Here is a 16350-nt window from a genome sequence, read left to right as displayed (position 1 = left end):
GTAGGGATAAGTGGAATGTCAACCTGCCCCCGCCCGAAGGCGGCGGCGGCTCAGGCTTCGGTACGGATCGCCGTGACTTTGTCGGGATAAAATGCCAGATAATCCTTGATCGCCACCACGGCGTTGTAAGGCATTTCATAGCTCCAGGCCACATTGTCCCCCTGCGGGCCGTTCAGCGTGAGGGAGAAATAACTGCAGTCGCCCTTATAAGTGCAGTAGCTCACGTGCGTGCTTTTATGCAGCAGCGCCATATTCACATCCTCACGCGGAAAGTAAAACACCGGCGGATAGTTGGCTTCCTGCAAGATGAGCACATGACGGCTGTCGGCCAGGATTTGGCCGGCGCCGCGCACCACGACCCGCGTCGGATGGCGGGTCAGCGTAATCGGATGGTCCGGGCCGGGAATTTTCACCGGTTTGCCGGATGCGGAAACGAGCTCGGACATGGCGGCCTCCAGCGTGTGCGCCCCGCCCCTCGTGAGGCGTCTTCCCAGTATAGCCGAACGGTTTTGCCGACGGCCGCACATTCGGCGAGCGATCGCTTTTCACCGCGCCAAAATTAAGAATTTTTACCTGTTCGATTTTCTTTCGGAGGAATACATTCATCCCAACTTCTACCGGCGAGTTAATCGGATTATTTTTAATCCATTAATTAGCCAATTTACCAGGAACTCATTATGAATATTAAACGTGCCGCGGGTGTGTTGGTGGTGGTAATGGCGACGCTTTCCGTTACCGCATGTGGGCATATGTCCAATCGCGATCGCAACACGGCGATCGGTGCGGGCGTCGGCGCCGTGGGCGGCGCGGTATTGACCGACGGCAGCACGCTGGGCACCCTCGGCGGCGCAGCGCTGGGCGGCATCATCGGCCACCAGACCAGCCGTTAATTCTCCCGCCAAAAATAACCTCCGCAGGCCGACGTTTTTTTAATCCACACGCGCCGGCCTGCTTTATTTACTCCGCTGAAATTCCTCAGGGAGCGAACCTAAATAAATAACGTTAAGCGCGGCTTTATTATTCATTCACCTGCGCCAGGGTTATTTATTGCGCCGGCAGCCTGAAACGCGCCATCGCTTTTTCCAATCGTTCCGATTCGCCCTGCAGCAACTGCGAAGCCTCGGTCACCGCGTTCACCACGGAGCCAGTTTGCCGCGCCACCTGATTCAGCCCGGCGATGCGCGCCGTCACGTCCTGAATGCTCTCCCCCTGATTGAGCGACGCCAGCGAGATCTCCCCCATCAGTGCGCTAAACGTGTTCACCAGATCGATAATTTGACGCAAATTGCCCGCCAGCAGCTCTACCGCTTGCGACCCCTGATCGATTTGCTGCAACGAACGGTTGATCAGCTGCTGAATATCGCGCGTAGAATGGCTGCTCTTCTGCGCCAGCAGGCCCACTTCTTTAGCGACAATGGCGAAACCGCGGCCGTGAACGCCGGCGTGCGCGGCCTCGATCGCCGCATTCAGCGCCAGAATATTGGTCTGAAACGCCACGCTGTCGATCAGCGCCACAATGCCGCGCATCTCGGCCGATTGGTTGACGATCCCTTGCATCGAGACGTTGACGGTTTGCATCATCTTTTCACCGGCGCCGGCGCACTGCCTGGCCTGTTCGGTGCGTTGATTGGCCAGCTGCGCGTATTGGCCGTTTTCTTCCACCCGCGCCGCCAACTGCTGCACGTGCTCGGTCGCCAACTGCAATTCGCCGTCCTGCTTCGCCGACTGCGCCGTCAACTGTCGATTGCCGTCCGCCAGCCGCCCGACGCCGTTCAGGATCCCGCTCGCCGCATCGCGCACCTCACTCACCAGCCGCTGTAGGCCGTTTTGCATGTGGCCAATGCTGGTTTGCAACTGACGCATTTCGCGGTTAACCGCCCGTTCAGGCGGCAACGGCCGCGAAAGATCGCCGGCGGCCAGCACGTTGAGATGGGCGATCGCCCTTTGCAACGGTGCAATCACCCAACGAGCAACGCCGAACCACACGCCCAAGGCGATCAGCGCCAACGCCACGAGCGCGCCGAGCGCATAGGTTTTGGCCTGCTCCAGCGCCGCCAATTGCCGCACGTTGACGTCATCGCCGCGTCGTTCGTTCAGCGCCTGATAAGCGAGATACTTCTCGTTGAAATCCGCCTGAAAAGCCTGGATCGGCACGGCGAAAAACGCATCGATGCTGTCGCTGCGTTGCAGCCCTTGCGCCTGCTCCTTCAGACCGTCATAGAACAGGCGATAACTGCCTTTCAGGGCGTCAGCGGCCTCGGGCGCCGTCGCGCTCAGGCGCTCAAACCGGGCGAAGGCCTGCTCTGAAGCCTGCAGCGCCGCCAGCGATTCATCCAGCAGGCTATGCCAGCTGCCGTCGGAACCGGTGGCTTTATCCTGCAGATAGTAAATGCCCGCACGGTTCAGGGTATCGCTGGCCGTCAGCAGCGACAGCCTGGCGCGATCCATCGCCGCCTGCTGGCGATGCAAGGCGTCGCCCGTCACCAGGTTAATCTTGGCGTCGCGCAGAATATTGGAAATAAATACGGTGGAAAACAATTGCAGCAGAGAAAATAGCGCGATAACGCAAATTACGCCGCTTAATAACCCCATGCTTTTGCCGAAGCCAAACGCGCGCGGCAGCGCGGGCGCAGGTTTTGCCCCGCGGCCAAGTGTCAGTTTTATGTTCATGATTTTTAGTCGGTAATACCAGGATGCCGCGAGTCTAACGAGCATTGATGACACGACGATTACAGCCGCCCATAGGCGGGTGTTGCCGGGTTCGGAATTCGTTGAAATCATGTCAAGGCGTGAACGAAAGAGGGAATTGTCTTGGTGAGAAAATAAGCTTCTCTGCGAATCGCCAAATAAGAAATATTATTTTAGAAACAGAGAAATTCATTCAAGTCGAATATCAATCAATACCTCAAGGCATATCCATAATAAATACTGCCGTAGGTCAAACTCGTTGTATTGAAGCGTGGGCCAGACATTTTCCGACCCACTCACTTCCCGCTTAAATCCTCACCCTTTAACCGACGACACCACATTGAGCGGCTGGGCATCCGGCAAGATATTCATGTGCTCCAGCACCTGGGCCATGATCTTGCCGAACACCGGCCCGGCTACCGAGCCGCCGAAGTGCTTGCCGGCTTTCGGGTTGTTGACCATCACCACCAGCGCCACCTGCGGATCGCTGGCCGGCGCCACGCCGGCGGTATAGTTGATATAGCCGCCGTCGTATTTGCCGCTGGGGCCCATTTTCTCGGCGGTACCGGTTTTGATCGCCAAACGGTAGCCGGGCACCGCAGCACTCACCCCGCTGCCGCCCGGCAAGGCGTCGCTTTCCATCATATGCACCACGGACCTGACCGTATCGGCCGGCAAAATGCGTTGCCCCATCACCGGCGGCGTCACCTTAGTGATCGACAGCGGCCGATAAATGCCGAAGGAACCGATCGCGGCATACTCGCGCGCCATTTGCAGCGGCGTCACGCGCAGCCCATAACCGAAGGAGAACGTGGCGCGCTCGATATCGGCCCAGCGTTCACGATGCTGCGGCAGATAACCGCTGCTCTCGTTGCCGATGCCAAGCTCGGTCGGCCGCCCCAGGCCAAAGCTGCGGTAGACCGCCGGCAGCACCGTGGCCGGCAGCGCCAGCGCAATGTGCGATACCGCGATGTCGCTCGATTTTTGCAGCACGCCGGTGATGGTCAGCTTCGACCAGTGGCCGACGTCCTTGATCAGGTGACCGTTCACCCGATACGGCGTGGTGTCCAACACGGTATCCGGCCGGATCAGCTTATGTTCCAGCCCCACCATCACCACGACCGGCTTCACCGTCGAACCCGGTTCGAAGCTGTCGCTGCTGCACACGTTGCGGATATCTTTCGCCGGCGTGCTGCCATAGTTGTTCGGGTTGAACGACGGATAGCTGGCCATGCCGAGGATTTCGCCGGTGTCGATTTTCACCAGCACCGCGCAGCCGGAGTCGGCCTGGTTAGCCACCACGCCGTCGCGGATCTGCGCATAGAGCACGTACTGGATAAATTTGTCGATGCTGAGCGTCACATTCGGCGGTGGAACCGGATCCACGCTTTTAATCACGCCGATCACCGCACCGCTGCCGTCCTTCTGGTAGACCCGCAGGCCGTTTTTACCCTGCAGCAACGGGTTGAAGCCCAGCTCGATGCCCTCCAGCCCCTGATTGTCCTGGCCGACGATGCCGATCAGTCCGGCCGCGTCCTGGCCCATCGGATAGAAGCGGCTGAAATCCTGCTCGGTGCTGACGCCGGTCAGGTGCAGCTTGCTGATATAAGCGGCGTTGTCGTCCTCCACCTTGCGCGCCAGGTAGACAAAGCGTTTGTGCCCGTTGCTCTGGATCAGATGCTGCACGTCCGCCAGCGGGATCTTCAGCACGTTGGCCATGCTCTGCCAGCGTTCGTTGCCGGTATCGGTCTGGGTATCGAGAATATGCTTCGGATCCAGCACGATGTCTTTCGACGACACGCTGACCGCCAGCGCCTCATTGTTGCGATCGGTGATCATGGCGCGGTTGGTCGGCACTACCTGGGTGCGAATCGAGCGCTGATCTGCCTGGTTCGCCAACTGCTGGTGTTCCAGCAGTTGCAGGTAACCGACCCTGAACGCCAACAGAAAAAAACAGACCAGCATGCCGGCGCAAATCCAGCCGAAGCGAACTGTGGAATAGGTTTTACCGCTCTTTTTGGTCGATGGCGCCACTGTTGTGTTAACCCTGCGTTTTTATTCGGTTTATCGTGTTATTTCAGTCTACCTTGCCGGAAATGGTCAGGAGATTGCAGTTTGTAAGAAAGTAAAAACAAACCGCATCACCGTTGCACATCCGCACTGTCGTTTAACTGCGGTTTAGTTTGCGCCGCGTCGCCGGGCTGGGGCGCGTTGGCCGGATCGAAAATGTGGTCGAGGATCGCGCGCGCGGTCGGCCCCGCCACCACGCCGTCGCCGCCGCCGTTTTCCAGGATCAGCGCCATCGCCACCCGGGGGTTTTTGTAGGGGGCGAACAGCGTATAAAAGATATGATCGCGCAGCCGCACCGGAATCATTTTGGCGTTGTAAGTCTGGTTTTGCTTCAGGCTGAACACCTGCGAGGTGCCGGATTTAGCGGCAATCTGGTACGGCGCGTTATGGAACAGCTTGTATCCGGTGCCGTTCGGCAGGTTGGCCATGCCATACATGCCGTTGCGCACAATGCCCCAGTAAGGCGAACGGGGATCGCCAATCTGCAGCGCCTGCGTCGGCGGCTGATAACGCGTGACCCGGTTACCCTGCTGCAGCGAATACAGCAGGTGCGGCGTTTTCACCTTACCGTTGTTGATCAGCGTAGTCAGCGCTTTCACCATCTGAATAGGCGTCGCCACCCAATATCCCTGGCCGATGCCGACCGATACCGTATCCCCCTGATACCAGACTTTTTTGTGCACCCTCAGCTTCCAGTCGCGGCTTGGCAGCACGCCGCGGTACTCTTCGTTCAGATCGATGCCGGTCGACTGGCCGTAACCAAACTGGCTCAGCCAATGGTGAATGCGATCGATGCCCATCTCATACGCCACCTGATAAAAGAAGGTATCGGCGGACTCTTCTATCGCTTTGGTGACGTTGAGCATGCCGTGACCGGTCTTCAGCCAGTCGCGATAGCGCCGCTCGGTGCCGGGCAGCGTCCAGGTCGGCGCGCCGAAAAAGGTGGTGGTGGGCGTGATCACCCCGGCAAACAGCGCCGAAACCGCCATGTAGGGCTTCACCGTCGACGCCGGCGGGTACAGCCCCTGGGTGACGCGGTTGATGAGCGGCAGATCCGGGTTGCGGAGCAGCGCCTTATAGGCCTGATAGCCGATGCCTTTGACGAAGGGATTGGGATCGTAACTGGGGCTGGAGACCATCGCCAGAATGCCGCCGTCGCGCGGATCTTCCACCACCACCGCGGCGCGTTGCCCCTTCAGCACCGATTCGATGTACTGCTGCAGCGGTAGATCCAGCGTCAGGTAGATGTTTTTGCCGGCCTGCGGCGGCTGCTCCTTCAGCAAGCGGATCACCCGCCCGTGGTTATCCACCTCCACCTCCTGATAGCCGGTGGTGCCGTGCAGCTCGGACTCGTAATAGGCCTCGATGCCCTGTTTGCCGATGTTGCGATCGGCGGCATAGTTCTCGCTCAACCCGGCCTTGTCCAGGCGCTTGAGATCGCTGTCGTTGATCTTCGACACGTAACCCAGCACGTGCGCCAGCTGCGCGCCGTAAGGATATTCGCGCTGCTGATAGGTATCGATAGTCACCCCGTCGAAACGGTATTGATTGACGGCGAAACGCGCCACCTCGGTGTCGTTCAGCCCCGCTTTTAGCGTTATCGGCTTGTAGCGGCTGTTGTGGTGCATGTCGTCGCGAAACGCGCTGATATCTTCCGGCGTCAGATCGACGATCGGCGTCAACGCCTGCAGCAGCGCGGCCATGTCGGTGATTTTGCTGGGCGTGATCTCGATGCGATACAGTGTCACGTTTCGTACCAGCGGAATGCCGTTGCGATCGAAGATCAGCCCGCGGCTCGGGGCGATCGGCAACATCTTGATGTCATTCTGGTTGGAGCGCGTCTGGTAAAAGCCGTGCTGGCGAATTTGCAGCCGGTAGAGATTGACGACCAGCGCGCCGAAACAGACCACCACCAGCGCCAGCGCCACGGCCGCCCGGCGGATAAATAGCATCTCTTCCGCGGAGTGGTCGCGAATTTTTTCTTTTAACAGGGCCATGCGGAGCCGATACCTTTTGCGTCACATTTCCCCGCAAAATCAGGGAACTGAAAAGCCGGCAAGCATAGCGTTATCGGGCGCGACGCCCCATGAAAAGGTTGCTAATGAAATGGCATAACTGTTTCAGCATATTGGAATGTTACCGGCGGCGATTTTTTCACCGCGCGCCCCATTGAGCCGCCGTTCCTCTCAATGCTACAATGTGATCCTTATCACACTATTACCGTTATTCTCCTCCGCATTTTCCTGTCGGCGCCCTGCCGGATGCGGCTTTTTGTTACATAGGATCGAGTTCGATGAGTACCATTGCCACCGGTTTAATCATGATGCGCTGGGAGTTGCTGAGCGCCGTGATGATGTTCTTCGCCAGCCAGTTAAACGTCGTTTGCCGTAAAACCAGCCGCAATGGCATGGCGTTCATGTTCAGCAGCCTGGGCCTGTTTACCGCCTGCTGGTTCGTGATGGGCCTGATGGGCATTCACTTCACCCTCGAAGCCTTCGCCCAATTCTGGTCATCGGCCTGGGATCGCTACGTGGACGTGGTCAGCACCATGCCGGTCGATTGGCCGATGCCGTAATCTCGCCGCTGGGGGGCAACTCAGGCCGCCCCTGCAATCAGTCCGCTTCCGCAGACGGCGCCGCCGCCAGCCGCGCCATCAGCGCCCCCGCTTCGAGCAACAGCGCCTGCTCCCGCTCGGACAGACAGCTTTCCATCGCCGCCAGCAACCACGCCTCGCGTCGGGCGCGGCTTTGCTGCAGCAAACCCAGCCCGGCGGACGTCAGCCGCACCCGCACCCGGCGTTTGTCTTCGGCATCCGGTGTGCGCACCAGCAGCCCATCGGCTTCCAGCTCGCGCAACGCGGCCGCCAGGTTTGAGGAGCGCATACGCTCCGACTCCGCCAGCAACGACGGCGTCGCCTCGCCGCCATGGCGATCGATAGCCCCCAACAGCATCAGCTGGGCCCAGGATTTTTCGTCGCTGCGCGACTCGCGCCGCATGCGGCGCACCAGCGACATTAACTGCGTGCGCAGCAGCGTCACGTCTTCAGGATGATCTTTTTTCATTGGCATCAGTCGATAACGTCCAGTTTGTCCCTACTTTCACATCGCCGGATCGCGCCGTCAATGGCGCCCCGTTCGGCCACCGCGCGCTTCTGGCTTAACCCATTTATCTATGATAATATAGCTATTAATATATAGCAAAAAGACACTGCAGCCGGCAGGGTTACGTTTGCTCACGCATTTGCCCCCTCGCCGACTAATTTGCAGTGTTATTATTATTTTGCTTAACAAATCCCTCCTCATTCAACGTGGTACGATAAGCCGATGGAAGCGTGGAAAGTCAATCTGATCTCGGTCTGGCTCGGGTGTTTCTTCACCGGGCTGGCGATGAGCCAAATCCTCCCTTTTCTGCCGCTGTACGTCGAACAACTTGGCGTCAGCGATCATCAATCCCTCAGCCTGTGGTCCGGGCTGGTATTCAGCGGCACCTTTTTGGTCTCGGCGGTGGTGTCGCCGCTGTGGGGCAGCCTGGCCGACCGTAAGGGCCGTAAGCTGATGCTGCTGCGCGCTTCGCTGGGCATGGCGATCGTCATTGCGCTGCAGGGGCTGGCTACCAACGTGTGGCAGCTGTTCGCGCTGCGCGCCCTGATGGGGCTGACGTCCGGCTATATTCCCAACGCCATGGCGCTGGTCGCCTCGCAGGCGCCGCGCGATAAAAGCGGCTGGGCGCTGGGCACACTCTCGACCGGGCAGATCTCCGGCGTGATCGCCGGGCCGCTGCTGGGCGGGTTGATGGCCGACCATCTGGGGCTTCGGGTGGTGTTTTTCGTCACTTCCGGGCTGATGTTCGTCAGTTTCCTGGTGACGCTGTTCCTGATTAAAGAGCGGCGCATCACGGTGAAAAAAGCGGATCAGCTGAGCGGCAAGGCGGTATTCCGGTCGCTGCCCTATCCGGCGCTGATCGTCACCCTGTTCGTTTGCACCCTGATGATCCAGCTGGCCAACTCCTCCATCAGCCCGATCCTGACGCTGTTCATTCGCGAACTGTCGGGCAACGTCAGCAATATCGCCTTCGTCAGCGGCATGATCGCCGCCGTGCCCGGCATCGCGGCGCTGATCTCCGCGCCGCGCCTCGGGCGGCTCGGCGATCGCATCGGCACCGCGCGCATTCTGATCGCCGCGCTGCTGTTCACCACCGGCCTGTTCGCCGTGATGGCCTGGGTGAATACGCCGCTGCAGCTGGGCATTCTGCGCTTTCTGTTGGGCTTCGCCGATGGCGCGCTGATGCCGGCGGTGCAGGCGCTGCTGCTGAAGTATTCCTCCGATCAGGTGACCGGGCGCATCTTCGGCTATAACCAGTCATTTATGTATCTGGGCAACGTGGTCGGCCCGCTGCTGGGTTCGGGCATTTCGGCGATGATGGGGTTCCGTTGGGTGTTCGCCGTGACGGCAGTATTGGTGCTGTTCAATGCGCTGCAGCTGCGCCATCAGTTCAAAAAAGTGCAGCCTAAACGCGCGGGATAGCGGGGAATGCGAGGGAAGCGCCTCAAGCAGTGGCGGGACAATGACGCCCATCAACCGTGCCGCCACTGCCAAAGGCGGCCGTAGCCTACTCGACGCGATGAACGTTTGGTATTTATGTAAGTAAATAAAGTGTTGCAGGCGCGTAGAGGGCCGCCGCAGCGGCCCTTTTGCATCAGAACATGGTGTTGTCGTTGGCCGATTTTTCCGGCACATCCTGATTGACGTCCCAATGCTCGGTGATTTTCCCCTGATCGTTCACCCGATAAATATCCACACTGGCAGTGCCGCGATCCTGCGGGTTATTTTGATATTTGACGTGAACGTAGACCAGATCGCCGTTGACCGCGCTGCGGTATATTTTAGCGCTGTACTGCGGGTTGTCTTTGAAGGTCTGGCTGAAGAAATCGAGGAACGGCTTGATGCCGTCGCCGACGAACGGGTTATGCTGCTTGTAGTTTTCCACAATCAGCTTCCGCGCCACGCCGATGTCATGGCGGTTGAAGAAGCCCGCGTACAGATCTTCCACCACCTTCAGCTTTTGCTGAGCATGATGATAACCGCCCTTGCCGGCCGATTTGTAAGACGCCGCCTGATCCGTTGACAGCGCCGGGTAACTCGCCAGCAGGCCGCCGACGATCGCACAGGTGATCAATGCCTTTTTCATAACTGCTCCTTAGTTTCCTGAGTGACCTACAATTTTCAGCTGCCCTTTCAGATGGGTGAAGCTGCCGTCCTTGGCGGCGATGTTGGTGTACACCTCGCCGCGCTCGAAGTCCTCGATATGCGTCACGTTGTCGCCGGACTGCGGCTCATGCCAGTAGACCATGTAGACCTTCGGCCGAATTTCCACCGCGGTGTACTGCACGGTATCGGTGATGCCCTGCGACGCCTCGCCGATGCCGGTGAAGGTCATGGTCTTGTCATCGGTAAAATCCAGCTTGAAGGCGAAATCGCCAAAGGTCACCTGCACCACTTTACCAACCGCAATAAACTGCCCGTGTTTTTCCGTCATCGTCGCCGCCTTACTGTTTGTCAGGGAGGTTTGCGCCGCCGTAGCGGCAGGCAATGCCAGGGGGAAAGTCAGGGCTATCGCCAGCGCGATACCCGTTCGCTTCACTGTTTTCATCGTTCCTTCTCCTTTCCGTGGTTGAAAACGAGAATCATTATTATTTCTTAACGGTTAGCGGAAATATAAGAATAATCTCTATTCCCATCAGGCACCTGACGACGCCAAAAGAGGGTGAAAAATCGCCGTGAAATGGCGTGGCAATAGCGCGTTCTGACCCTTGGTTTTTACGCAATGAACGGGATTACTGTTTTCAGGATGAGGGATAGCTCGGGGATTCGGTAGGTCTATAGCGCAGATAGCTTTAAGCTAATGCGAATTTGTTCTTAAGCCGCCCGCCGCAGGGAGAACGGCGGCGGGCGGCGCGGCGTTTAACGCAGCCAGGGCGTATAGGTGACGCCAACCAGCAATCCTTCCGGGCTGAGCAACCGGGTAACGCTTTGCCCCCACGGCTCTTCACGGTTGGCGACCAGCAGCCGATAACCGCGATCGATTAGCCCTTGGGTGGCTATCGCCATGTCGGCCACGTCAAATTCGATCCACGCCTGCGGCGCCGCGAGATCCGCCGGCCAGCGCTCGTCGCCAAAACAGGACTGCGCCGCCTGCGCCAGCGGCCACAGGGCGAAGTGTTTCACCCCGTCCAGCGCGCCCTGCTCGGCCAGCAGATAGCTCTCGTTGCCCGGCATCGGCTTGAGCGGCAACCCCAGCGCCTCGACATAAAACGCCTTGCTCGCGTCGCTCTCACGCGTGATCGGCCCGAATCCGGCGACGAACAACACGCCCAGGCCCGCAAATTGTTGATCCATGCTTGCACTCCCTTCCGGTTAGCACCCCTGCCGCACCTGCAGCGGAGCAAATCCATAGGCCGCCTTGAAGCGGTTGCTGAAATGGCTGGCGGAGCTGAAGCCGCACGCCAGCGCGATCTCGGTGATCGGCTGTTGGCTATGCCGCAACAGCTGTTCCGCCCGTTGCAGCCGCGCGCGCATCACGAACTGGTGCGGCGCCAGGCCGGTGGCATGCTTGAACATGCGGGCGAAGTGGTACTCGCTCAATCCGGCCTGCGCCGCCAGATCGGCCAGCAGCAGCGGCCGATCGAGATGGCTTGCGATATATTCCCGCACCCGCCTGGCTACCGCGGGGGCCAGGCCGCCGCGCGCCTGCGGCAGCGTCCACTGCAGCTGGCTGTAGCGTTGGATCAGGTGCGACATCAGCAGGTTCGACGCGCTGCTGAGCGCCAGCAGATTGGCGCTGTCCCGCCAGTCGCAGTTAAGCAAAAACTGGCGATACAGCAGCGTAATTTGCGGATCTTCGCCAAAGCTGCGCGGCTCTACGTTGATCGCCGCCGGGCTGCGATCCCAGGTTTGCTCCGCCAGCCGGCGCAAATGCCCGTCGGTGCAATACAGATGCACGAACGACAGATCGCTGCGCACATCCCAGGTAGATGCATACTGGCGCGGCATGATGCAGAACCGATCCGGCCCGCCGCCGTTGCGCCAGCCGCCCGGCACCTGCTGGTAACACTCATAGCCGTCGGCGACGTACAGGCTCAGGGTATGGTGGTCGGCGCTCTCCTGCGTGACGCGATCGTTGCAGTTGGACCAGGCGGCCAGCTCCACGCCGGTGCCCAGCAGCACGCTGCCGTGCAACCGCGCTTTATGCTCACGCAGTGTTTCAAACGCCTGATAGTTGGACATCACCGGCCCCGTTGTTCGACATGCCGACAGTGTAAAGAGTGGCGCCTCGGCATGCCAGCGGCCGCCCCGCGCTTTTGGCAAAAAAAGCGCAAGAATATGCAACTGGGCGCAAGGCGCTGCAAGCGCGGCCGCACGCCAAAGCGGATACTGCGCCATCGGCTTTTTCGGAGTGAATAGAATGAATGCGCTGTTGTACCTCGCCGTGGTGCTGATTTGGGGCACCACCTGGATTGCGATCACCCTGCAACAAGAAGGCCCGGTGGCTATTCCCGTCTCGATCGCTTACCGCTTCGCCATTTCCGCCGCGGTGATGTTCGCCGTGCTGTTGCTAACGCGCCGCCTGCGCCGCATCGCCCCGCGCGATCATTTGTTCTGCGTGTTGCAGGGCTGCTGCGTGTTCGGTTTCAACTTCTTCTGCTTTTACCACGCGGCGGCTTATATCAGCAGCGGGCTGGAATCGGTGATCTTCTCGATGGCGGTGCTGTTCAATGCCCTCAACAGCCTGCTGTTTTTCCGCCAGCGCCCCAGCCCCAACCTGCTGCCGGCGGCGCTGCTGGGGTTGACCGGCATCGTGGCGCTGTTCTGGCAAGACCTGGCCGCCACCCGCATGGCGCCGGAGCTGCTCAAAGGCATCGGTCTGAGCGCGCTCGGCACCTACGGCTTCTCGCTGGGCAATATGATCAGCGCGCGTCATCAGCGCCGCGGGCTGGATATCTTTTCCACCAACACCTACGCCATGACCTACGGCGCGATGCTGATGGCGCTGATCGCCCTGGCGCAAGGCGCATCGTTCCAGATCGAATTCAGCAGCCGCTATATCGGCTCCCTGCTGTACCTGGCTGTCTTCGGATCGGTGATCGCCTTCGCCGCCTACTTCAGCCTGCTCGGCCGCATCGGCGCCGGCGCGGCGGCTTACAGCACCCTGCTGTTCCCGCTGGTGGCGCTGACCATCTCGACGATCTACGAAGGCTACCAGTGGCACTTCAACGCCGTGCTGGGGCTGTGCCTGATTCTGCTGGGCAACCTGGTGATGTTCGCCAAGCCGGGGCTGAGGTGGCGACGGGCTGGAATGCCAAAACAAAATTCAACCCTTTGAAGCCATTGGCGAATATCGTTATCATCAGGTTTTGTTGATAACGGATGATGGCCAATGCTCAGAAGCGATGATGTGACACCCCGCGCCTACAAACAGGTGGACGTTTTCACCGCCACGCCGCTGCTCGGCAATCCTGTGGCGGTGGTGCTGGAAGCCGAAGGGCTGAACGACGCGCAGATGCTGGCATTGGCCCGTTGGACCAACCTTTCGGAAACCACCTTTGTGCTTAAACCGACGCACCCGGCGGCGGATTATAAGGTGCGCATCTTCACTACCGAAAAAGAGCTGCCCTTCGCCGGCCACCCGACGCTGGGCACCGCACACGCCCTGCTGGAAGCCGGATTGGCGCCTAAACGCCCCGGAACGGTGATGCAGGAATGCGGCGTCGGCCTGGTGGCGATCAATATCCTGCCGGAAGGCGCATTGGCGTTCGCCGCGCCCGAAGTCAGTTTTCGCGCGATGGCGGTTGAGGAAACAGAACGGCTGATGGCCGCTTTACAGCCGGCGGTGATTGAAGCCGATACCCTGCCGGTTATTGTCGACATGGGCATCCGCTGGCTGATGATGCGCCTGCCGGATGCGCAATCTTGCCTGGCGGTGATGCCGGATCAGGCTATGATCGAACAGTTGCAAACCGCCTGTGATGTGGATGGCGTAGTGATTTATGGCGCCTGTTCTGCGGCCGAACCGGCAGATTACGAAATGCGCGCATTTATGGTGGAATGCGGCGCCTTGATCGAAGATCCGGTAACGGGCAGCGCCAACGCCTGCCTGGCGCGCTTACTGAAGGCCAACCGCTTCCCCGACGGCGATTGGACCGCGCATGGCTATCTGGTGCGCCAGGGCACCCAACTGAAGCGAGATGGCCGCGTGAGCGTGCGCTTTATTGACGGCGAGCCCTGGATCGGCGGGCAGTGCTGCACCCTGATTAACGGCACATTGGGTATTTAGTTTGGGGATGTAGGATAAGGAAGGCGTTGGACATTTGGAGGGGTGTTTACCCTATCGGATCGCGATTCATGAATTGCTAAAAACAAAGCTTTCCTCTGCTAAGTTATGTTCTTTCCTATGTTGCACATCCCAGTCAAAGTAGCCATCAGGCTGTTTGGATTCTACGCCTTTCAGCCAATACTGTTCACCATAAGCTATCAGCATTGCCCAATGATATTCAATTTCATGGCTCCTGAGACAGACAGCCGTATAACTGTTGATAGGTTTGCACACTAAGCTCGATGATAAAACCAATAACTCCGCGTCACTTTCAGACTTTTGCGCATATTTAACAATGATCGCTTTAAGCATTTCCACCCAAGTATAAAAATTGAAAACTACAGTTTCATTCGAGTCATTCTCATCTCGAAAAAGGATACCATCAACCAGGCTAGATTTGTTAATCATTGGTAATCTGCATCAAATTAAAAACTCATTGATTATTAGGCTTAATACTAATGATGTCAATTAGAAAAATATCACTCATTTATTTTTCAGAAAAATATCATTGTCAGCGATACCGAAGTCAAGATAAAAACCCAACGTGGACTTTATATGCAGCCGACCGTTTAACCTTATAACATCAAGAAATGGGTTAGAGGTCGTAGAGTACATGAACCATTTCAATTTATTATACTTATCTGCTCTGACAATAAAACCATCACTCCCCATTTCGCCCTCCCCGCAAAATAAAACGTCACCATCAGGAAGCAATACCTTGTTGTTTATTTGAATTTCAGACCACAAATCATCACGTTTCTTAATGAATGAGCTTAACGAAATAACACTCCCATATGAAATGCCATACTCCTTATTAAAAGTATTTTTGAAGCCATCACTTTCTTCAGAGTAAATATTTATCTCTCTTGCTGTATTGTTTTTACTTGCGATGAGATCCACTCCAATTAACTGACCATGCTCCCATTTCTCTTGTATTTTCTTGATATCCATTTTACTTCCCGCCAATTATTTTATCAATTTTTGACCGCCACAAAAGCACCCACCTATTTTCCAATGCCACAGAGTAGTTTTCAATTAAATAATAGTCATTTTCATCATTATGGGATGTAAAACACTGATCAACACCATTGACAATCCATGATAGCAAATTTAAAACATCCTTATCACATTCGTTTTCTTTTAAAAATGCCCCTGAATTATTTATTAAGTCACTTAACAGCTTTTCATCAAAGAACGACCTCTCAAAAAGCGAGTGGCAAAAAGTCCCTTCAATCAAGTCATTTTTGTTATTCATAACATCAAGCTTTAATTCCTTGCTCACATTGAACTCCTAATCATTCCATGGTTTTTTTCTATGAAATCAAAAAGCCAAAAAAACTCTTTGGCTCTAAATACAGTGAATTTTCATGGTCACCATCTTTATAGCTGACGATGAACACTGAGAACGGTTCTTCACTATAATTCACTGCAATTATTTTAACTTCCTGTTCAGTTTTAAAAGCTTGTGAATAGATTGACATCACGGAAAATTGATCATCCACATCTACTTCAAACCACGGAGAGATGTTTTCAACTAAATGTGAATTAACAACCCCATCATCATCAATGTAAAATTCAAATATAACCTCACCGGATATAAAGTAAACCCTGTCATACATCGGATGAAAAACCGGTGGTGTATCCGAATCTATGTAACCAGTAGCAATTATATCACCCACCCCATATTTAATTATATTCTCACTAAATTCACTCATATGTTCCATAAGCTAACGCCAGAATGAAAAATCAGATACGAAAATTTCGTTTATTATCACCCCGCCAGGAATATCGTTTATCGCATCGGCAATCTCATCATATGGGCATGGGAGGATAAACGAAATACCAAAGTCATCATTAATAACTATTGAACCATTGTATATTTTCTGTGATATCGTCAGCTTGATTATATCTGTTATTTCCATTCCGGGGAATATGATTCCATTGTAGCCCCCTTGGTAATGAGCATTACATCCAAGTGACAAAATGACACCGTCTTTATCAGTTATGACGGATAAGGTATTATCGGCTGTATATGACTTTCGCTCACTCCCGTCAGGTAGGGAGTGATTTTTAATCTTAACGCTAAATCTGGATTGCATCTCATTAATATATAATGAAATATTTTCATTTAGAACGACATTCCCTATGGAAACACCAGACACAATCCTAGCGTTAAAATCAATCATGTTAGATACCGTAATATTAAATTATTTATCAATGTGT

At 56.3% G+C, this 16350-nt stretch carries 19 protein-coding genes; 5 read left to right on the top strand and 14 right to left on the bottom strand.

Annotated features, from left to right (window positions below; all coding sequences use genetic code 11):
- Positions 1-50: 50 nt before the first annotated feature.
- Complete coding sequence (locus ACSBQS_RS07860) at positions 51-446, bottom strand: DUF427 domain-containing protein (RefSeq protein WP_342165193.1); 396 nt, start codon at positions 444-446, stop codon at positions 51-53.
- 231 nt (positions 447-677) lie between these two features.
- On the opposite strand from ACSBQS_RS07860, the gene osmB reads away from it, so the two are divergent.
- On the top strand, positions 678-890 hold the full coding sequence (osmB, locus tag ACSBQS_RS07855; RefSeq protein ID WP_004940700.1) for an osmotically-inducible lipoprotein OsmB: 213 nt from the start codon (positions 678-680) through the stop codon (positions 888-890).
- Between the two features lie 154 nt (positions 891-1044).
- Here osmB and ACSBQS_RS07850 read toward each other — a convergent pair whose 3' ends face one another.
- From ACSBQS_RS07850 to mrdA, 3 genes are all read right to left on the bottom strand, one after another.
- The gene (locus tag ACSBQS_RS07850) at positions 1045-2670 is read right to left on the bottom strand and encodes a methyl-accepting chemotaxis protein (RefSeq protein ID WP_434990168.1); all 1626 of its coding nucleotides are present in this window, start codon (positions 2668-2670) and stop codon (positions 1045-1047) included.
- Between the two features lie 333 nt (positions 2671-3003).
- Positions 3004-4722, bottom strand: a complete 1719-nt coding sequence (locus tag ACSBQS_RS07845) for a penicillin-binding transpeptidase domain-containing protein (RefSeq protein WP_047026142.1) — start codon at positions 4720-4722, stop codon at positions 3004-3006.
- Positions 4723-4829: 107 nt separating this feature from the next.
- Positions 4830-6755 (bottom strand): penicillin-binding protein 2, encoded by a 1926-nt coding sequence (mrdA, locus tag ACSBQS_RS07840; protein ID WP_342165196.1) that lies wholly within the window; start codon positions 6753-6755, stop codon positions 4830-4832.
- A 296-nt stretch (positions 6756-7051) separates the two neighbouring features.
- Between mrdA and ACSBQS_RS07835 the strand changes: the two genes are divergently transcribed.
- A complete protein-coding gene (locus ACSBQS_RS07835) occupies positions 7052-7333 on the top strand; it encodes a YjcB family protein (protein WP_046898399.1) in 282 nt (93 codons plus the stop codon).
- A gap of 37 nt (positions 7334-7370) precedes the next feature.
- Here the strand turns inward: ACSBQS_RS07835 and ACSBQS_RS07830 are convergent, their stop codons facing one another.
- Complete coding sequence (locus ACSBQS_RS07830) at positions 7371-7826, bottom strand: MarR family winged helix-turn-helix transcriptional regulator (RefSeq protein WP_223524949.1); 456 nt, start codon at positions 7824-7826, stop codon at positions 7371-7373.
- A 255-nt stretch (positions 7827-8081) separates the two neighbouring features.
- Between ACSBQS_RS07830 and ACSBQS_RS07825 the strand changes: the two genes are divergently transcribed.
- Positions 8082-9281 (top strand): multidrug efflux MFS transporter, encoded by a 1200-nt coding sequence (locus tag ACSBQS_RS07825; protein ID WP_033650443.1) that lies wholly within the window; start codon positions 8082-8084, stop codon positions 9279-9281.
- A 172-nt stretch (positions 9282-9453) separates the two neighbouring features.
- On the opposite strand, the gene ACSBQS_RS07820 is transcribed toward ACSBQS_RS07825, so the two are convergent.
- From ACSBQS_RS07820 to ACSBQS_RS07805, 4 genes are all read right to left on the bottom strand, one after another.
- Positions 9454-9945 (bottom strand): nuclear transport factor 2 family protein, encoded by a 492-nt coding sequence (locus ACSBQS_RS07820; RefSeq protein WP_033643018.1) that lies wholly within the window; start codon positions 9943-9945, stop codon positions 9454-9456.
- Between the two features lie 9 nt (positions 9946-9954).
- Positions 9955-10407 (bottom strand): MoaF-related domain-containing protein, encoded by a 453-nt coding sequence (locus ACSBQS_RS07815; RefSeq protein WP_099783007.1) that lies wholly within the window; start codon positions 10405-10407, stop codon positions 9955-9957.
- Positions 10408-10718: 311 nt separating this feature from the next.
- The gene (locus ACSBQS_RS07810) at positions 10719-11153 is read right to left on the bottom strand and encodes a glyoxalase/bleomycin resistance/dioxygenase family protein (protein WP_047026144.1); all 435 of its coding nucleotides are present in this window, start codon (positions 11151-11153) and stop codon (positions 10719-10721) included.
- 18 nt (positions 11154-11171) lie between these two features.
- Complete coding sequence (locus ACSBQS_RS07805; protein ID WP_434990163.1) at positions 11172-12041, bottom strand: helix-turn-helix domain-containing protein; 870 nt, start codon at positions 12039-12041, stop codon at positions 11172-11174.
- 178 nt (positions 12042-12219) lie between these two features.
- Between ACSBQS_RS07805 and ACSBQS_RS07800 the strand changes: the two genes are divergently transcribed.
- Together ACSBQS_RS07800 and ACSBQS_RS07795 are read left to right on the top strand one after the other, a co-directional pair.
- The gene (locus tag ACSBQS_RS07800) at positions 12220-13137 is read left to right on the top strand and encodes a DMT family transporter (RefSeq protein WP_033643015.1); all 918 of its coding nucleotides are present in this window, start codon (positions 12220-12222) and stop codon (positions 13135-13137) included.
- Between the two features lie 54 nt (positions 13138-13191).
- On the top strand, positions 13192-14088 hold the full coding sequence (locus ACSBQS_RS07795; protein ID WP_042784454.1) for a PhzF family phenazine biosynthesis protein: 897 nt from the start codon (positions 13192-13194) through the stop codon (positions 14086-14088).
- A gap of 66 nt (positions 14089-14154) precedes the next feature.
- Here ACSBQS_RS07795 and ACSBQS_RS07790 read toward each other — a convergent pair whose 3' ends face one another.
- The 5 genes from ACSBQS_RS07790 to ACSBQS_RS07770 all read right to left on the bottom strand — a co-directional run bounded on the left by ACSBQS_RS07790 (position 14155) and on the right by ACSBQS_RS07770 (position 16313).
- Positions 14155-14535, bottom strand: coding sequence for a hypothetical protein (locus tag ACSBQS_RS07790; protein ID WP_015377818.1), 381 nt, complete (start codon positions 14533-14535; stop codon positions 14155-14157).
- Between the two features lie 75 nt (positions 14536-14610).
- Complete coding sequence (locus ACSBQS_RS07785; RefSeq protein ID WP_033650448.1) at positions 14611-15078, bottom strand: hypothetical protein; 468 nt, start codon at positions 15076-15078, stop codon at positions 14611-14613.
- A 1-nt stretch (position 15079) separates the two neighbouring features.
- Positions 15080-15409 carry a hypothetical protein gene (locus tag ACSBQS_RS07780; protein WP_016927797.1) on the bottom strand — a complete coding sequence of 110 codons (330 nt, stop codon included), beginning with the start codon at positions 15407-15409 and terminating at the stop codon, positions 15080-15082.
- Between the two features lie 31 nt (positions 15410-15440).
- Entirely contained in the window at positions 15441-15851 is a 411-nt protein-coding gene (locus ACSBQS_RS07775) for a hypothetical protein (RefSeq protein ID WP_197749808.1), read from the bottom strand.
- A 3-nt stretch (positions 15852-15854) separates the two neighbouring features.
- On the bottom strand, positions 15855-16313 hold the full coding sequence (locus tag ACSBQS_RS07770) for a hypothetical protein (protein ID WP_072270938.1): 459 nt from the start codon (positions 16311-16313) through the stop codon (positions 15855-15857).
- Positions 16314-16350 lie beyond the last annotated feature (37 nt).

The sequence above is a fragment of the Serratia sp. H402Y genome (assembly GCF_051172415.1).
Classification (GTDB): domain Bacteria; phylum Pseudomonadota; class Gammaproteobacteria; order Enterobacterales; family Enterobacteriaceae; genus Serratia; species Serratia ureilytica.
Note: the sequence above shows the minus strand (reverse complement) of the source record. Positions and strands in the feature narration are given on the sequence as shown.